General features: G+C 30.2%; 17 protein-coding genes. 7 read left to right on the top strand and 10 right to left on the bottom strand.

The genetic code is table 11. The features are described 5' to 3' along the window. Nucleotides 1-112 precede the first annotated feature (112 nt). The 5 genes from D1815_RS04615 to D1815_RS04595 all read left to right on the top strand — a co-directional run bounded on the left by D1815_RS04615 (nt 113) and on the right by D1815_RS04595 (nt 3,969). Nucleotides 113-664, top strand: coding sequence for an RNA polymerase sigma factor (locus D1815_RS04615; RefSeq protein WP_118386109.1), 552 nt, complete (start codon nt 113-115; stop codon nt 662-664). Further along, nucleotides 661-1,224, top strand: a complete 564-nt coding sequence (locus D1815_RS04610) for a hypothetical protein (protein WP_118386107.1) — start codon at nt 661-663, stop codon at nt 1,222-1,224. Before D1815_RS04615 ends, D1815_RS04610 begins: the two co-directional genes overlap by 4 nt. Continuing rightward, the gene (locus tag D1815_RS04605; RefSeq protein ID WP_118389870.1) at nt 1,205-2,305 is read left to right on the top strand and encodes a hypothetical protein; all 1,101 of its coding nucleotides are present in this window, start codon (nt 1,205-1,207) and stop codon (nt 2,303-2,305) included. The genes D1815_RS04610 and D1815_RS04605 overlap by 20 nt, the downstream gene beginning before the upstream one ends. Before the next feature lie 19 nt (nt 2,306-2,324). Next, the gene (locus tag D1815_RS04600) at nt 2,325-3,059 is read left to right on the top strand and encodes a head GIN domain-containing protein (RefSeq protein ID WP_118386105.1); all 735 of its coding nucleotides are present in this window, start codon (nt 2,325-2,327) and stop codon (nt 3,057-3,059) included. Between the two features lie 175 nt (nt 3,060-3,234). Continuing rightward, nucleotides 3,235-3,969: a tyrosine-protein phosphatase gene (locus D1815_RS04595; protein ID WP_118386103.1), complete on the top strand. Its 735-nt coding sequence runs from the start codon at nt 3,235-3,237 to the stop codon at nt 3,967-3,969. Here D1815_RS04595 and D1815_RS04590 read toward each other — a convergent pair. From D1815_RS04590 to D1815_RS04575, 4 genes are all read right to left on the bottom strand, one after another. After that, nucleotides 3,966-6,329: a tyrosine-protein kinase gene (locus D1815_RS04590; protein WP_081415533.1), complete on the bottom strand. Its 2,364-nt coding sequence runs from the start codon at nt 6,327-6,329 to the stop codon at nt 3,966-3,968. The two genes, D1815_RS04595 and D1815_RS04590, sit on opposite strands and share 4 nt — an antisense overlap. A gap of 7 nt (nt 6,330-6,336) precedes the next feature. Beyond that, complete coding sequence (locus D1815_RS04585; protein WP_118386101.1) at nt 6,337-7,128, bottom strand: polysaccharide biosynthesis/export family protein; 792 nt, start codon at nt 7,126-7,128, stop codon at nt 6,337-6,339. 83 nt (nt 7,129-7,211) lie between these two features. Next, nucleotides 7,212-9,140 carry a nucleoside-diphosphate sugar epimerase/dehydratase gene (locus tag D1815_RS04580; RefSeq protein WP_118386099.1) on the bottom strand — a complete coding sequence of 643 codons (1,929 nt, stop codon included), beginning with the start codon at nt 9,138-9,140 and terminating at the stop codon, nt 7,212-7,214. Further along, complete coding sequence (locus D1815_RS04575; protein WP_118389868.1) at nt 9,137-10,273, bottom strand: DegT/DnrJ/EryC1/StrS aminotransferase family protein; 1,137 nt, start codon at nt 10,271-10,273, stop codon at nt 9,137-9,139. The genes D1815_RS04580 and D1815_RS04575 overlap by 4 nt, the downstream gene beginning before the upstream one ends. A gap of 683 nt (nt 10,274-10,956) precedes the next feature. Between D1815_RS04575 and D1815_RS04570 the strand changes: the two genes are divergently transcribed. After that, nucleotides 10,957-12,408 carry an MBOAT family protein gene (locus D1815_RS04570; protein WP_118386097.1) on the top strand — a complete coding sequence of 484 codons (1,452 nt, stop codon included), beginning with the start codon at nt 10,957-10,959 and terminating at the stop codon, nt 12,406-12,408. A 23-nt stretch (nt 12,409-12,431) separates the two neighbouring features. After that, the gene (locus D1815_RS04565; protein WP_118386095.1) at nt 12,432-13,394 is read left to right on the top strand and encodes a hypothetical protein; all 963 of its coding nucleotides are present in this window, start codon (nt 12,432-12,434) and stop codon (nt 13,392-13,394) included. A gap of 5 nt (nt 13,395-13,399) precedes the next feature. Here the strand turns inward: D1815_RS04565 and D1815_RS04560 are convergent, their stop codons facing one another. From D1815_RS04560 to D1815_RS04535, 6 genes are read right to left on the bottom strand one after another with little or no spacing between them, the layout of a single operon-like run. Then, the gene (locus D1815_RS04560) at nt 13,400-14,551 is read right to left on the bottom strand and encodes a GNAT family N-acetyltransferase (protein ID WP_027391606.1); all 1,152 of its coding nucleotides are present in this window, start codon (nt 14,549-14,551) and stop codon (nt 13,400-13,402) included. Then, entirely contained in the window at nt 14,548-15,639 is a 1,092-nt protein-coding gene (locus tag D1815_RS04555; RefSeq protein ID WP_118386093.1) for a GNAT family N-acetyltransferase, read from the bottom strand. Before D1815_RS04555 ends, D1815_RS04560 begins: the two co-directional genes overlap by 4 nt. Nucleotides 15,640-15,685: 46 nt before the next feature. After that, complete coding sequence (locus D1815_RS04550) at nt 15,686-17,260, bottom strand: FAD/NAD(P)-binding protein (RefSeq protein ID WP_118386091.1); 1,575 nt, start codon at nt 17,258-17,260, stop codon at nt 15,686-15,688. 3 nt (nt 17,261-17,263) lie between these two features. Beyond that, a complete protein-coding gene (locus D1815_RS04545; RefSeq protein WP_027391609.1) occupies nt 17,264-17,908 on the bottom strand; it encodes a NeuD/PglB/VioB family sugar acetyltransferase in 645 nt (214 codons plus the stop codon). A 41-nt stretch (nt 17,909-17,949) separates the two neighbouring features. Then, nucleotides 17,950-18,555, bottom strand: coding sequence for a sugar transferase (locus D1815_RS04540; protein WP_118386089.1), 606 nt, complete (start codon nt 18,553-18,555; stop codon nt 17,950-17,952). A gap of 6 nt (nt 18,556-18,561) precedes the next feature. Then, nucleotides 18,562-18,807 (bottom strand): acyl carrier protein, encoded by a 246-nt coding sequence (locus D1815_RS04535; protein WP_027391611.1) that lies wholly within the window; start codon nt 18,805-18,807, stop codon nt 18,562-18,564. Nucleotides 18,808-18,814: the final 7 nt, after the last annotated feature.

Here is an 18,814-nt window from a genome sequence, read left to right as displayed (position 1 = left end):
CCTGATTCTACTTAGATAAGTCAATTGTTATGCCATAAACTTCAAAAAAATATTTTTAAAACTGTAACAAAAAGGATCTATCCATATCTTTATATAAAGTAAACTGAAATTTTTGACACTAACCAAACTAAATACTGAGCAACTGATAGAAAGGTGCCGTAATCAAGATCAGAGTGCGCAGATGGAAATTTATAACAGATACTATAAAGCTATGTATAACACAGCTTATAGAATTATAAAAAATTCTGCAGAAGCTGAAGATGTGATGCAAGAAGCTTTCTTAACAGCATTTACCAAACTGTCAATGTTAGAAGACAACAAGGTATTTGGAGCTTGGTTAAAAAAGATAGTTGTTAATTCTAGTCTTACAATATCTCGTAAGCGAAATATTTATGGTGAGGTCCCTTTAGAAACCATTGAATATGCACTTACAGATGAAACAGAAGGGATTGTAAGAGAAGATTTGACTAGTGTTAAAGCTAATACAGTTTTAAATACTTTAAAAGAATTAAAAGAAAGCTATAGTACCGCATTATCATTGCACTTGATAGAAGGTTATGATTATGAAGAGATTTGTGGAATATTAAATATATCATATTCTAATTGCCGTACACTGATTTCTCGCGCGAAAGAAAGTTTACGTAAAAAATTAATAGTTACATGAAAAAGGAAGATGAAATAGACAAGTTATTTGAACGTTTAGAAAATCAACTTGACGTATTTGAACCATCAGTTGATCATAAAGCACGTTTTTTAGAGAAATTGCAGGAGCAAAATAAAGTTGTTTCTCTTACATCTAAAAAAATAAATTGGATAAAACCATTAGCAATTGCAGCTTCTATAGCAATATTAATAGGTACCATATCAATAGCTCCTATATTTAACACTAATGAGAAAGCCGATTTAGCAAGTGTTTCTCCACAAATGGAGGATACTCAAAATTTCTTTACAGTTGCGATCAAAAACCAACTGGAAGAAATTGACAAAAACTCATCAGCAGAAACAACTGAACTAGTTGCGGATGCTATGAAACAATTAGAAAAATTAGAATCTAGTTATGAACATCTAAAAAAAGATCTAGTAGAAAGTGGTAATGATAAAAGAGTAATCAGCGCGATGATTAAAAACTTTCAGAAAAGAGCAACTTTACTAGAAAAAGTATTAGAAAAAATTGACAACATCAACAAAATAAAATTAAATGAAAATGAAACCAATATACTATAAATTAATATACTTACTACTTCTTATACCGGCCATTTCTCTAGCAAATGGAGATATTAGAAAGAAAGGAAAATATACAAAAGAGAAATCTATGAAGAAAGAATTTTCTGTAAGCAGTAATGCTTTATTAAAAATAAGCAACGATTATGGAAATCTAGATATAACTTCTTGGGATCAGGATAAAATCGTAATGGAAATTAATATAAAAGTTAATGGAAATGATGAAGAAAAAGTAATAGAAAAACTTGAAAGTATTGGCGTAGATTTTGAAGCATCTTCACAAATGGTAAGTGCAAGAACTACATTTAACAAAGATAGTAAATCATGGTGGTCTAAATTCTCAGATAGTTGGGGTGGAAATAACCTAAAGCTAGAAATTAATTATACGGTAAAAGTACCAATTACAAACAGTGTAGATCTAAATAACGATTATGGAAGTATAACTCTTGATAAGACAAAAGGGAATGCTAAAATAAGCTGTGATTATGGTCAGATCATTGTGGGCGAATTACTTGGAAATGAAAACTATATAAGTATAGATTACACTCACAACAGTACAATAAAATATATGAAAAGTGGAAAAATTAATGCTGATTACTCAGATTTTATTTTAGATATGGGAGATGAGGTTCTACTTAATGCAGACTATACCAAATCAAAAATAAAAGCGGTCAAAGAGCTTAATTATAACTGTGATTATGGTAGTTTAAAAGTGGAAAAAGCAGGAATTTTTAAAGGAAATGGTGATTACCTAGATACTAATATTGGAAACATAAGTAACAGTGTAAATATCAACTCTGACTACGGATCTATTGATATTAAAAACTTAGAATCAACAACAAACAATGTCAATATTAGAACCGATTATACTGGTGTAAGTATTGGGTATGACTCTACTCTAAGTTTTGATTTTGTTATAAAAACTTCCTACGGAGGAATTAATCTTGATGATAGCATTAGTACAATGAAAAAAAGTAAAGATAATTCCAGTAAAGATTATAGAGGATATCACGGAGAAAAAAACAGTGGAAATTCTATTGATATTTCTACCAGTTATGGTGGAGTTAAACTAAGAAAAAATTAATTCAAATATTCAATCAATTATGAGAACAGTAACAATCATTTTAGGCTTAGCATTATGCAGTATAACATCCGTAAATGCACAATGGTGGGGAAAAGGAAAAAAAATAGAAGGAAATGGTAATGTAGTAACCAAAACCAGAAATTTATCAAGCTACGATCAAGTAAAACTAAAAGGTAGTTTAGATGTCGCTTTAGTTGCTGGAACCGAAGGTAATATTAAAATTGAAGCGGAAAGTAATCTAATTCCTCACGTAATCACTGAGGTAGAAGGTGATGTTCTAAAAATCTATGTAGAAAAAGAATATTATTTAAAACCAAGTAGAAATAAAATAATACTTATTACGGTACCATTTAAAGATATATCGAAAGTAAGTTTGTCTGGATCAGGAGATATTTATTCCAAAGATACTATAAAGGCCGAATCTTTTGAAACTAGAGTTTCTGGATCAGGAGATGTAGGCTTAGAAGTACAAGCTAAGGAAATAGAAGGATCTGTCTCTGGTAGTGGTGATTTAACGCTAAAAGGTTCTGCAGAAAACCTAGAATTAAATGTAACTGGTTCTGGGGATGTGCGAGCATATGATCTTAAAGCTAAAAATGTAGATGCATCTGTGACAGGTTCTGGAGATATTAAATTAACATCTACTCATTATTTAAAAGCACGTGTAACAGGGTCAGGAGACATTGATTATCAAGGGAATCCTGAAAAAGAAGATAAAAAAGTTTCAGGATCTGGTGATATTACAAGACACTAAAAAGAAGCATATTTCAATAATCCGAAAACTGTTTAAGAAGTTTTACTTCTTAGGCAGTTTTTTTTACGTCTAATAATCTTTACTTTTGTAAGTAACTTGATGTAAGCTATTAAGGGATACTTGCATCACATTAAAGTATAATGCTTTAATTAACCCCAAAACAAGAACGAACACGTTGCATTTTTTATCAAAGAAAGAAATTAATCTTAAAGAAATCATTCCGCAAGGTTATGTAGACATGCACTCCCATTTATTACCTAATATAGATGATGGAGTCAAGACTGTATACCAATCTGCTTATATTATTGAACAATTTAGAAATTTAGGAGTAAAAAAAATTATTACTACACCTCATGTAATGCAAGAGGTATGGCCAAATACTTCTGAGATAATTAAAAGTAAACATCAAGAAATGAAACGAGTATTATCTACATTAGATCTTGATATTATACTAGAAGCTAGTGCAGAATATATGTTAGATGATTTATTTTACCAAAGAATTAAAGCAAATGATATTATACCACTACATGAAAAATATATACTGGTTGAAATGTCAACTTTTAGCGCACCAATTAATTTAAACGAACTTCTTTTCGAAATTAAACTAGCAGGGTTCTCTCCTATTTTAGCACATCCAGAACGTTATTCGTTTTATCAAGACCATATGGATAAATACATTGAATTAAAGGAATCTGGATTTTTATTTCAACTCAATTTACTTTCTATTTCAGGATTTTACGGAGAAAAGGTTAAGAATAAATCGCTAAAACTACTAGCTGAAGGTTTTTATGATTTTGCTGGTTCTGATGTTCATAATTATCATCAATTCGAGATTCTTGAAAAAGGTTTTTTACCAAAAAATGCCGAAAAAATTTCGGCATTGATGAAAAAGAATCTATCTTTTAATTAATCTTTTGCTCCATATCCATAACCGTACCCGTATCCTACTTTATCACCTGCTGCATTTAGTAATACGGCCATATTAGGAAGACGTTTTTCTCTATAGAAATTTTCTGGAACTTGAAGTATTCTCTTATCTGAATAATTTTCTCTTACGATGTAAATGCTTAAATCAGAAAAATGCCCAATCAATAAAGTATCCGTTACCAAACTTACTGGTGCTGTATCTACAACTATATAATCATAATTATCTCCTAAATAATCGAACATTTCTTTCACTCTATCATTCATCAATAATTCCGCTGGATTAGGAGGTATAACACCAGAAGGCACTACAAAAAGAGGATCATTTTCTCCTTGTTCATAAACAACATCTTCTGGTTTAATGTCCAAATTCATAATAAAATTGGTAAATCCAGGAGTATCTTTCCCTTTTTGTAATTCAAAGAAATTATGAAACTTTGGATCACGAAAGTCAGTTCCTAAATATGCCACTTTTTTTCCTGATATTGCCAATGTTTTTGCAAGATTAGAAGAAACTAAGGTCTTCCCTTCTCCAGAAATTGTAGAAGTAACAAAAATAATTTTACCCGTTTCCTTATGCGTACCTGCCATTAAGAAACCTAAATTTGTCCTAAGAATTCTGAAGGCCTCTGCAATAGATGATCGGCTATTTCTAGAAACCACAATCTTACTTTTCTTACTTTTAGTTTTTGGTATAGCTCCTAAAATTGGCATAGATAACGATCTTTCTAAGTCTTCTCTAGAATTTACCTTAGTATTGAATAGATCTAATAAATAGATAGTCAAAAAAGGCAACGCAAAACCAAAAAATATCGCTCCAAAATAAATCATCTTCTTATTTGGTGATACTGGGTAAGAACCTAAAGTAGATGCCTTATCAATTACACGTGCATTCGATAATGTGATATGACTTGTAATCTCGGCTTCTTCTCGTTTTTGTAATAAATATAAATATAATTGTTCTTTTATACCTTGTTCTCTTCCGATAGCAGTCAACTCCTTTTGTCTTAGTGGCGCATTATACAATTGACCACTAAAATACTTGTCTTGAGTTCTTAAACTATTCAAACTTATATTAATAGAGTTTTTTGCACCGTTTAAACTAGCAATTAACCCTTGTCTAAGTGAACCAATTTGCTCATCAATATTAACTACAACGGGATTTTGTACACTAGAAGATTTTAATAATCTTTTTCGTTGACTTATTAATCCATTATAACGAGCTACGGTTGATGTAATCGAAGGATCATCAAAACCAAGTGTTGAAGGTAAAATATCATATTTACCATCTTGACTAAGTACAAAACGTCTGGTTGATTCAATTTTTCTTAATTGAGTTTCAAATCTATTGATTTCTTGTAAATTTCTAGAATCAATATCGGCAACTCTCTGCGTTTGTGCAGACACATCATTAGTCAATCCAAATTTAGATTTATAACCTGCAGCTTCATCATCCACTTCAGACAAGTCACCAGAAATTAGATCTAATCTCTCATTAATAAAACCAGCTGTTCTAGCAGATGTCAATTTCTTATTTTCAATAGTAGATTTGTTATACTCCTCTACCAAATTGTTGATGATATCTTTTGCCTTTTCCTTTACTGGATCATTTAAAGACAATTTTACGATTGAAGATCCTTTGCCTATCGTAATAACAGATAATTTATTTCTATAACTCTGAGCTACAATATTTACCGGAGTTATTTTAATATGTATAACTTTTCCTTTGTTTGATTCGATCCCATCAATGTTTGGAGTTATTACGATATCTCCAATACTAGTATTAATGGTCTTTCCAAAAGAGTGATCACTCAATTTCTGTCCTTCTTTATCTACGAACGAAAAAGAAGTCTGCGAATTAATTAAAACTCTAAAATTCTTTGATTTTGTATGAACTATAGAATCTGCAGATAAAAAATTAATCTCAATTAAAGATTTAGGATAATTTTCCGATTCAAGAACCCTACCTTTGGTAAAATATTGAACATTTAATTTCAAATTATTTACCACATTGGTAAGCAATGTTCTGGATTTTATTATCTGAATCTCATTTTCTATTTTATTCTTAGAATCATCTAGTAAACCAAGATCTTTAAAAGCTGACAGTTCTGATTCACTAACACTCTCCTCCTGAGAAATTAAAATTGTACCAGACACATTATATTGCGGTATGGTATAGCGTATATGTAAATATGCCAAAGTTCCAAAAACAACAACACTTAGTAAAAACCAATACCATTTTTTTACATACTTTAAAATCTCATCTCTAAAATTGAAACTTGACTTAGGAGCATCTATAAAGGTGCTGTTATCAGTAGTATTATCGGAATTATTATTAGAAATCATATATTGCCTATCTTAAAATAAGTGCTAATGCAGCTAAACCTACACTTATTACACTCAAAACAATTCCAACTGTTTTATCTTGTCCTTTAGAACTCTTTATTCTGGCGTCATTAGGTTCGACGTATAACACATCATTTTGAGCCAAATAATAAACTGGAGAATCAAAAATAGATTTAGAAGTAAGATCTACTTTATGATAGGTATTAACTCCGTCATTTTCTCGAATCACCATAATATTACCTCTTTTCCCCATAATAGTTAGGTCTCCTGCTAAACCGATAGCTTCGATAATAGTAATTCTTTCGTTAGGAATTGTAAAAGAACCAGGTCGTCCAACCTCGCCTATAACAGTGATTTTAAAGTTTTTAAGTCTAACATTTACTATAGGATCTTTTATATAGATTTTTAGTTTCTCCTTTATCATATCCTTAATTTCAACTCGAGTTAAGCCAGAAATTTTTAATTTTCCTAATACCGGAAAATCAATATTTCCATCTTCATCGATCAAATATGTAGGTTCTACGCCTCCACTTGCAGCAGATGATCCTGCACTATCACCAGAAGGAGAAGGTAAACTAGCTCCTTGCATTAAATTAAAAGGTCTTGCAGCATCCATATCGGTTGCAGAAACTAAAATACTTACTACGTCATCCACCTTAAAAACTGGTGTAAATGAATTCGTAGATTTAATTTTTTCTAAATCTTTCGATTCTTGAAAATAGACAACATCAGTAGGTGTTTTGCAAGAAAAAACAAATGATGATACTACTAATAAAAGTAAAAACTTGATTGAATGCATATTTTAAATTCTTTAGGGCATTTTGATCTATAAACAAAAGTATAATAATATTCTTGTTTATAGCTACTATTTTAAAAAGAAGACTAAACTAATACCTTTTGTACATTGTTATTAGTTTCGTTGTTTTCGATATCGATACTTTCGAAAGTAGAATTCTTAGAAATGAACTCAGGAACAATTTCTTTAAGTTTTCCTACGATTTTATGATCTTGATTAAATAAATTCATAATACACAAATCATCAATCTTATCCATTATTAAAGGACAATCCTCATCATCGTGCTTACTTATCATTATTTTTTTATGGTATGTAGGTAACGTATTTTCTGTATCTGCTAAAAGTTCTTCGTATAACTTTTCACCTGGTCTTAATCCAGTAATTTCAATGTCAATATCATTTGGATAATTAAGTCCTGATAACCTGATCATTTTTTTAGCTAGATCAAATATTTTAACAGACTCCCCCATGTCAAAGATGAAAATCTCACCTCCATTACCCATAGTACCCGCTTCAATTACCAACTGAGATGCTTCTGGAATTGTCATAAAGAAACGTGTAACATCTTTATGAGTTACTGTAAGTGGTCCTCCTTTATCAATTTGTTTTTTAAACAAAGGAATCACTGAACCGTTAGAACCTAAAACATTTCCAAATCTCGTGGTAATAAATTTAGTTTTACTTGTTCTATGTAAACACTTGATATACATTTCGGCCACTCTTTTTGTAGCACCCATTACATTTGTAGGATTAACAGCTTTATCTGTAGAAACAAAAACAAACTTATCTACTCCATATTCTGAAGAAAGATCAGCTAACTTCCTAGTTCCTAAAACATTAATTTTAATTGCCTCACAGGGATTGTTTTCCATTAAAGGCACATGTTTATATGCAGCTGCATGGAATACCATATTCGGTTTAAACCTGTCAAATATTGTTTCTATACGTTGGTGATCTCTTATGTCAGCTACAATTGGCGTAAAATTAGTAACACCTTTGCTTAATAATTCCTGTTGAAGATCATACAATGGTGATTCTGCTTGATCAACTAATACCAAATGTTTATATGTATAAAATGAAGCCTGTCTAACGATTTCACTACCAATAGATCCTGCCGCACCTGTTATTAAAACAATCTTATTATCAAGCTCTCTTTTAATATTTTGATTTTCTAATGCGATCGGAGCTCTATCCAATAAATCCTCAATTTGTATTTGTTTTATTTGAGAAACATTTAGTTTACCATCAATCCAATCATTTATTGCAGGTATAATCTTAACTTTTACAGATAACTTCAGCAAATTATCTGATATTTTAGATAAACGATGCTTGTCTATATGAGGAATTGAAACAACTATTTCTGTAATATTATGTTTTGTAATATAACTTTGAGTAATTGCTTCAGAACGATATACTTTTATTCCATTAATTGTTTTTCCAACCTTTTGTGGGTTATCATCAATAAATCCAACTACAGTTACAGATTTATGAGAATCATTTGTAATTGCAGCCAATGTTATCAAACCAGAATCACCGGCTCCATAAATCATTACTCTTGAAGAATCTCCTAATTTTGATTTTACATATAAGTAACAATATTTAAATATCAAACGACTCGTTGTAAGCGTAATAATATTTAACAAATAATGCACACATATAATTGATACCGGAATATTTAAAAGCTCTGGCATCAATGATAATCTACTAGAAACCATTAAAGCACCGCTTAACGAAATTAATACGGTAACAGCTAAGAACAGATTATAAGCATCTCTCATCCCAGTATGTCTTACCACACCTTTATACGATCCAATTAATAAGAAACTAATCCCAGCTAACACGGTCATAACCGGAACTTGATATATGAAATTAGTTAGATCAAAATCAAATGTAATACCAAATCTAACTACGTATGCCAAAAAGAAATTAAAAATAGTTATTGCAATATCAATAGATAATACAAGCCATTTAGATGCATGCTTATGCGAGTTATTAATTATGTAATCCTTAATCATCTCAATACTTTTTTAATTACCGATACAATTCTAAATAAATCTTCTTCTTCAAGATTAGACCCGCTGGGTAGGCAAAGTCCTCGATCAAATAGGTCATCAGAAATTCCATTGAGGTAGACATCACAATCTGCAAAAACAGGTTGTAGATGCATGGGTTTCCATAGTGGTCGGGATTCTATATTTTCTTTTGCTAAAGCTAACCTTAACTCTTCTCTCATTTCATAAGAAACAGTCGTTATACATGATAGCCATCTGTTAGAATAAAAACCTGATGGTTCTTCTAGAAATTTAATTTCTTCGAAATCAATTAGGTTTTCTTTATAAAAATTAAAATTACTCCGTCTATTAGTAACGTGTTTGTCCAATACTTCCATCTGTCCCCTTCCAATTCCTGCAATGATATTACTCATTCTATAATTGTGACCGATTTCCGTATGTTCATAATGTGAAGCATTATCTCTTGCTTGTGTAGCAAGAAAAATTGCTTTGTTTTTAAGTTCAGGTTTTTTTGCTATTAATGCACCTCCACCAGAAGTGGTAATTATTTTATTCCCGTTAAATGAAAGAATCGCAATATCTCCAAAGGTTCCACATTTAACATTGTGATAAGAACTTCCTAAAGATTCTGCGCTATCTTCCAAAACAGGAATACTATATTTCGAAGCTATTTTATGTATCGCTTCTACTTTATATGGCATACCATATAAATGTACTGCAATAATAGCTTTTGGCTTTTTACCTTTTTTTGCTATTCTGTCTTTTATAGCTAATTCTAGTTGCTCAGGACAAATATTCCAAGTTTGTTCTTCGCTATCTATAAAAACAGGATTTGCACCAAGATATACTATCGGATTTGCTGAAGCGGCAAATGTCATACTCTGACATAATACTTCATCTCCTAAAGTAACTCCCAAAAGTTTAAGTCCTAAATGTAGAGCTGCTGTCCCCGAACTAAGCGCTGCTACATTACTACTTTCTCCGAGATAATTCTCAATGTCATTTTCAAAACCATCAACATTTGGACCTAAAGGGGCTACCCAATTAGTATCAAACGCTTGTTTTACATAGCTTTGCTCCGTTCCCCCCATATGTGGTGAAGAAAGCCATATCTTCTTGGACTCTACTGCATTCATAATTTTCCCCATTAATTAATGAACAATAATTTATCCTCAACAATTACAACATATATGCCGTAATCATCAATTTCTTTATTAATACTCTAAAAATTTTAGGAAGAAGGGGGTAGTACTTCCAACTTGTATTTTTCTCTTACTTGCTTTAACCAATGCTAAAATAGTTTAGTTACATTAAATATCATTAGAAAAACTCATATTTTAGATGGAATACTTAAAAAATGCGTTTAACAGCATAGCTAGTTTGTAATTACATCTAAAACAAGGGGTTTACCGTAAGAAAATTACTATATATTCCTACGTATAATATCCGTAAAAACTTACAAAAAATAATTCAGTATTCTCTAAACTACCTAACAACAGCACTTTTAACATTTTTTAAACAAATTTTATAAAATAATTTATCAGTAATTTCTTACTTATGCTGTTTTGGATATTCTATGCAATTATACTGGTAAATTTTGACAAACTAATGAGGAAATTGCCTGTTTCTTAACAGGGTTTTTCCCCTACCCTAGTTATTAAATACGAAAGAAATAATCCCATTAAAAATGGAATTATAAAAAAAAGTAGATAATTCTTGATTTATTAAATTAATTAAATAAAATTTACACGCTTCAAAAAAAGAAATCACCAAATTGTAATAAAACAAATCCCCCCGAATTTTATATTAATGATTATTCATGTTATTTAATTCTTTAGATTTTTTCATCTTTTTGCCAGTAGTGTTTATAATTTACTGGTCATTATTTAGTAAAAACTTAAAACTTCAGAATTGTTTTATTCTGATGGCTAGTTATGTGTTCTATGGAATGTGGGACTGGCGTTTCCTGTTTCTAATTTTAGCTAGTACAATTATTGATTATATCGTTGGTCAATTTATTCATAAAAACGAATCTAATTATCTTAGAAAAAGGTGGTTATGGGTTAGTGTTATTTTTAATATTTGCCTTTTAGGTTTTTTTAAATATTATAATTTCTTTATCGATTCTTGGATTGATTTTGTTACTATTTTTGGATACGAAATACAAAGTTCTTGGACTTTAAAAATTATACTTCCGGTAGGAATATCATTCTACACATTCCAAACAATGTCTTATTCATTAGACATTTATTATAAAAGATTAAGTCCAACTAAAGATTTTATTTCATTTGCAACGTTTGTTAGTTTTTTCCCTCAACTTGTGGCTGGTCCAATCGAAAGAGCATCCAATTTACTGTCTCAGATTACGGTAAAAAGAACGTTTAATTACGTACAATGTAAAGAAGGATTAAAATTAATTCTCTGGGGACTCTTTAAAAAAGTAGTTATTGCTGATTCTATCGCTCCGATAGTGGATGATATTTTTGCTAATTATCATGATTATCCAGCCTCAACACTTATACTTGGAGTTACCTTATTTAGTTTCCAGGTATATGGTGATTTTAGTGGATACTCTGATATTGCAATAGGTACTTCAAAATTATTCGGAATTGAATTAATGTCAAATTTCAAGTTTCCAAACTTTTCTAGAAACATGGCCGAATATTGGCAAAGATGGCATGTATCTCTATCCACTTGGTTCAGACATTATGTATATATCCCGCTTGGTGGTAGTAGAGTTAGTAAGTTAAAATCTATAAGAAATATTTGTATAATTTTCTTAGTTAGTGGTTTTTGGCACGGAGCGAATTGGACCTTTATAGTTTGGGGAACCATTCATGCTGTTTTATACATCCCTGTTTTTCTTATGGGACGCAATAGAATATACATGAACAACGTAGTTGCAGAAAACAGATGGTTTCCTTCAATAAAAGAAATATGCCAAATGCTTCTAACCTTCTCTCTTGTAACCTTCTCTAGAGTATTCTTTAGATCGGAATCAATTACGGACGCTTTTGGTTTTCTAAAACAGTTATATACTAATTTTTATTTTGAAATATATGAACACCCTTTAGGCTATCGTATGATAGATTATTTTATACTTTTAGTAATCTTTATTATATACGAATTTAGAATTAGGAGAGATGAAAGATCTCCATTTAAGTTTAAATCAAAAATTATTCGATTTGTAATCTATACAATAGTAATTCTTGGAATGCTACTTTTCTTTGATGATAACATAGATCGATCCTTTATTTATTTTCAATTCTAAAGTCATTAAATAATCTAAGTAAAATGAAAAAACTTGTTCTTAAAAGCACTTTTTATTTTTTTCTGATATTAATATCATTGGAGTTGTTAGTTCGCTGTTTTCATCTAGCGAAGGATACCCCAACTCGATTTTTGGATGAATACAAAGTAGAAAAATGGGTTCCCAATCAAAGTGGGTTTTCAGTTACAGGAAACAGAAAACAAAATTTCTCCGAATACCATATAAATAAATCAGGATATAATTCCTACAGAGAGTTTACCCCAACTAGAAATAAAATTGAAATTGCCCTAGTCGGAGATTCTTTTATTGAAGGGTTTCATCAAAATTATTACAATTCGATTGGAAAAAAAATTGAAAATTCTATACCTAATATTGAAGTTTATGAATACGGCTATGCTGGATATGATTTTGCCGATCAGTTACATCTTATCAATGCCTATAAAGAGCAATTCGATAAAATAGATAAGGTTATTTTGGGAATCAAATTTTCTAATGATCTAACGAGAGGTAAATATGCAGTAGTAACAGGGCGTTTAGCCTTAGAATCACCTATGAATAAACTTCTTAAAAAAAGTAAATTATTGGTTTATTGCAAAAGTATAGGTATCCTGGATCCACCGCAAAGATTGGTATACCGATTAATGAACGTTCTAAAAACCAGCCAAAAAAAACCACCTCTAGATAAAAATGAGTTATTACGAATCAAAAAGGAGAAAGAAGATAAGTATCTAGCAAATTTTAATAGTTTAATTAGTGAATATGGTTACGATAAAGATCGTTTTATATTGCTTTTGGACTCGAGTATAACAAGCCCTATTTTTCTTTCCTATTTAAAAGAAAACAACTTTAAATACGTTGATTTTTCAACATATTTTGAGAAAAGTACGACTTCTACAACTTTAATATATGATAGACATTGGAATAACCAAGGAAGAGGTCTAATTGCTAAGGCTATCAGTGATTATATCAACAAATTGGATGAATAAAAAAACTAACAACTAACCTTTTGCATCTTTGACTGTCCAACTATTAGAAAACTATTTTCTTTTTCAGAAAGTCGTAAAACTTTCACATTTTTAACGTTATCGATACTTGTATACAAAAAATCAAAAACCATTCTTCTTAACCAACTATATTCTTGAGTATTATAGTCGACAACAATTAATTCTTTATTATAATTAACATCTTCTATAGGGGCAATTTGATACTCTCTTGCAAGAACAGCAGGGTTTTTCTTTTTCCTTGCCTTGTATTCTTTATATTTTACATACGCTACTTTGAAAACAAATTCCTTAATTTTTACTTTAGTGTATTCTATGTTTCCTTTAATAAACCCCACAATAGATCTTTTAGGGTATATGATTTGATGCTCAAAATTGTATATGTGATTACACCATTCTCTCTTATAACTCAAGTCTCCCATCCCCATTTCATAGGATTTATGATCATTTTCTATCAACCAATCTAATTTTTTATAAATTTCTACACTTCCTAAACTAAACTTAGAATAATCAATATCATATGATGATATAGCACTAAATAATCTGTTCTGAAAATGATGATTTAAAGAAACTATGATAGGTTGGTTGTTATCAAACGCCACAAATAGAGAAGCTTTTTTTTCATTTATCAATGAAAAATACATTTTCTTGTAATAATCCCACCTTAACAAGGTCTGACTAACATCATTACGTTGTTCAAATCTCCTAATCAACATCTTTTCTAAGCAATCCATAAAAAGATCATAGTCTTCCTTTTCTATCGCTCCATAGTATGTTTTATATTCAATATCAAAACACGTTTCTAATCTCTTAATTCTTCTTCGTATTCCCTTAGCATTACTCCGAAAACGATGCTTAATATATGCATCTGCACTTGCAAAATCATCTAAAAAAATAGCGTATCCTTTAAAAAACTGACTTACTTTTTTAACTATCAAATTCTTAGTATCTAAATCTGGTCTTAGATAATCTGGAACAAAAAAAATAGAATGTATACTATTCGGTTTTTCTATAAGAGTAATATCAAAATCTGGGTTAGCCAAAGACTCCACACCTTTTCCCGAACGTATTCCTGAAAATATCTTTGGTATTGAACATTTTTCGAAAAGCTGGAAAAAATAATCTATACTTTCTTTTTTCATCTATTATTCAATCTATAAAATGGAAAAAAATATTTTTTTAGATCTTCCTTCTTAATATTTTTATATTCTTCATCTGATGACATACATAATTGATCGTATATCTCTTGATTTACAACTTTTCTTCCCGTACAGAATACCACATCTTCATCTTTAGGGAATAAAGATTTCTTATTTTTATATAAACCATCACCATCCTTCATCCCACCTCCTAGAACATAATGTTTTTTTCCATTTTTAACGGCCCATTCTATAACTTTTACTCTTAAAAAATCATTAGGTCTATAACTAAAATATTCTGCATTAGTACCTCCTAAAAAAGCGAAAATTATATCCTTATAGTTTATTATCAATTCTACTGAAATTGGTATTCCTTCGTAATACACTACTACAATAGAGAAATTGTCTAAGTTAGATAATATTAAATCCTCAAAATAAGCACTGGAAAAAAAGTAAATACTATCCGCATTATTTCGCGTCATTGTAGCTACATAAATATCATTGAATATCGCTATTGTTTCTTTAGTAATTTGATCCTTATGAAACACCTTGAAGTCTAGATTATAATTTACCGCTTTTCGATAATTATTTCTCACTTTAGGTAAAAATGCATTCCACTGATCCTCAAAATCATCTAGTAATAATCCTTTTACATTAGATAATGTCTCTATTAATGACCCTGAATAATTCTTATGATTTTCGTTTAAACTAAATCTTATAAACTCTGTTACAACCATATTATCACGATACCAGCCGTCTACTTGCATCCAAAATTCGGCTAGATCTTCTGTAGTAACCTGATCACTATAAAGTGGACCACTATAGCCATAAGGACTAATTACATCCTTGTATGGATATTCCTTTCCTTCAATTTTTATCTTTCTTAAGACAAATGGCATCAATATAATAGGAACATCATTTTTTTCAAACAAAAAACATCTTAACTCATCAGAATCTTTCTCTGAATGACGTAAATGTTCTATAGAATAGTACACATTATTATCCCATTCATTTTTAAGAAGTGATTTATACTTCGAAACTTCTGCGCCATCATCAAGATCTTTTATTAATATTTTGTAATTTTTATCCAATGCTAAAGTTGTTTATTAGTAATTCGTTTATTGATTGATTCTTGTGCTAACTGCTCACTACATTTTGATTAAAATAATTATACAATTTTCCAGCTAACAGGTTTGATAACCATATGATTCTGCCACAATGTTCGACATGCCATACAGCTTTTCCATCAAAAATATTACCTGCTAATAATGGACCTACAATATGTAAATTATCTGAAGCTTCTAAAGCGTCATTAACGTCAAAACCAATCTTAGATTCATTTGGAACACATAATTTATTGGCAATAACTTTGCTTAGTAACGTGGGTATGTCCGAAGCCGTTAAATTTGTACCACCAATACAATTAAAAACAATATGTACCGGATCGCTATCGATTTTATTTGTTTTTGATTTTGTATCTAAATATTCTAAAGAATATTGGTTATTATCACCTTTATTTATATTTATAAATCGTCCAGCAATATGTTCAAAACGATTTTCTTTCTTAAGAATATCAATAGTTTTAGAATAATGATATCCCGCACAACGTTGTCTTCTGCCAATATCATTACCATATAAACAAGCAAACTTTTTAAGCTCTTCTGTACTCAATTTTTGTAATAATGAACCGAAGGCACTTGAGATAATATCTACAGTAGATGCTGCTCCCAGATGAATATCGTCTGCTATATCTAAATCCCTATATGTTGCTTCTGCTATTTCTTTAGCATTTAAATCCTGTTGATCAGCAAGAGAAAGTAAATTTTTAGGCGAATATCTTTTTTTACCCTCTTCATCAACTACAGAATCTGGTGACAATCCCTGAGTTGAAAGCAATGTAAACTTGTTGATTTTAGATTTTAGATTTTCTAAATCATTCAATTTATACAACATTTCTAATCCACTGGCATTTGCACCAACGATTAAAGCATTTATTTTTTCTGTTTCTTGATTTTCTAAAAAAGTATCAAGCTTAGTAAGTACATCCTTTAAACAAGGCTTATAAGGGTTATTGATAAAGATTAAATTATCATCTGTTATTAAGTCCTCATTTTTCCATAATTGCAGCGTAGGTAGTGAACCTACTGAAAGAATTACTTTTTCTGAAACGATTTCTTTATTATCCTGGAGGATTATAGTGTATTCATCTCCATTTTTATCTAAGTCTATTACTTCAGAATTAATATAATCTACAGATATACTATTATTTTCTTGCGCTTCCTTTATGTTACTTTTAATTTTTTGATCAATATAGCTCCCAAAAAAACGTCGAGGAATAAATAAATCTTCCCATTGATTATTTTTAAGCCTGTCTTTATGAGTAGAAAGCCATTCTGCCGATAACGCTCCTCCATCCAATCTAAACTCTTCTAACAACCATTCTTTATTATTATTAAGCCAAGCAATAAACTTAGTTCTTTCTGGTTCCGGCAAAAAATTCTTTAGAGAAGTAATTAATAAGACCGAAAATCCAGATCTTATACCATATGGTATTCCTGTATAAAATTCAGGATATTTATCTATAATTGTTAACGATATTCTCTTATCAATCGGGTTTGTTTTTAATTGATCAAGAAAATGCAAAATAGTAAATGACGATGAGATACCAGATCCTATAAAAGTGATATCCGTGTGGTTAGTTTCAAAATCCATAAACTATGGTTTTTTTGTTTTTATTACGCGAGCTGGATTACCAACTACTGTCGTATATTCTGGAACATCTTTAATTATTACTGTTCCTGCCCCTATTAATGTTTCTTTCCCTATTTCCTTAACACCAGTCATAGCAGTAACTCCCATACCTACATAAGCATTTTTTCTTACGTTGATTAAAGCACCTATATTAACCCCAGAAGACATAAAAACTCCATCTTCTAATGTTACATGATGGGCAATAGTACTATCCATATTAATCATTATATAGTTACCAATAGTTGTATGTGGCATCACAATATTACCTGCTAGCATATATACAGCTTCTCCTATAGTAACATCTGGCGCTATAGATACAGTATGATGTAAAAAACCAGGTATTCCATACCCTTCTTTTTTTAAGGTAGATAAATATTCTACTCTTACCGCATTTACACCAATAGGGCAATATACATCTTGAATTTTATTTTTAAATTCATCTAAAAATAAATCCTTATATCTACCAATAACAGGTATATTAATAACATCTTTACCTACAAGATCAGGATTATCATCGATAAAACCGACAATATTAACTCCTGCTTCTTTAAGGTACGAAGCGTATACCTGACCTTGCGTACCTGCTCCTATTATTACAGCATTTTTCAATTTTTAAAATATAGTTTTTAGTGGTTTTTTAATCCTTTTGGTTAATTGTTACCTGTAAAAGTAGGCATATTTACATTTTCTCCGCTGTTTATATCTTCCTTGAACAGAACTTTCTTTGCTGTCATAAAAATAATCTTTAAATCAAGTTTAAAGCTTCTATTCTCAGTATACCAAACATCTAGCTTAAATTTCTCATCCCATGAAATCGCGTTTCGTCCATTTACTTGTGCCCATCCAGTTATACCTGGTCGTACGTCATGTCTTTTTTTCTGAAAATCGTTATATAGCGGTAAATATTTTACTAAAAGTGGTCTAGGTCCTATTAAACTCATATCACCTTTGATCACATTAAATAATTGAGGTATTTCATCTAAAGAATATTTTCTTATAAACTTACCTGTTTTTGTAATCCTATCTTGAAAAGGCAATAATTCTCCATGTTCATCCTTTTTATCATTCATACTTTTAAACTTAATAATCTTGAAAATTTTTTCATTTTTACCAGGTCTTGATTGAAAAAAGAATGGCTTACCATTATTAGCTATCATTAACAATATAATTAAAACTAATATCAATGGTGATAGTATCAAAACACCTATAAAACAAAGTGTAAAGTCTATAAAACGTTTTATAAATGAATTATACATATTAATTTACGCTTGTAATTCGGACTCGATACTATTAAGTAAATCTCCAACATTATTCATATTCATTAAGTCCATTAACTTAAATTTTATATCAAATGTTTTTTCTACTTCGGTTATGATCATCATATGTGTAATAGATTCCCATCCATCTACATCATTTGCTGTGGTTTCATTAGAAAGTTGGAAATTTTCATGTTCTAATACAGAAACAAATGCTGTTTTTACCTTAGATAAAATCTCTTCTCTACTCATCAATTGT

The sequence above is a fragment of the Aquimarina sp. AD1 genome, from assembly GCF_003443695.1.
Lineage (GTDB): Bacteria > Bacteroidota > Bacteroidia > Flavobacteriales > Flavobacteriaceae > Aquimarina > Aquimarina latercula.
This window is presented reverse-complemented; position numbering and strand designations above follow the sequence as displayed.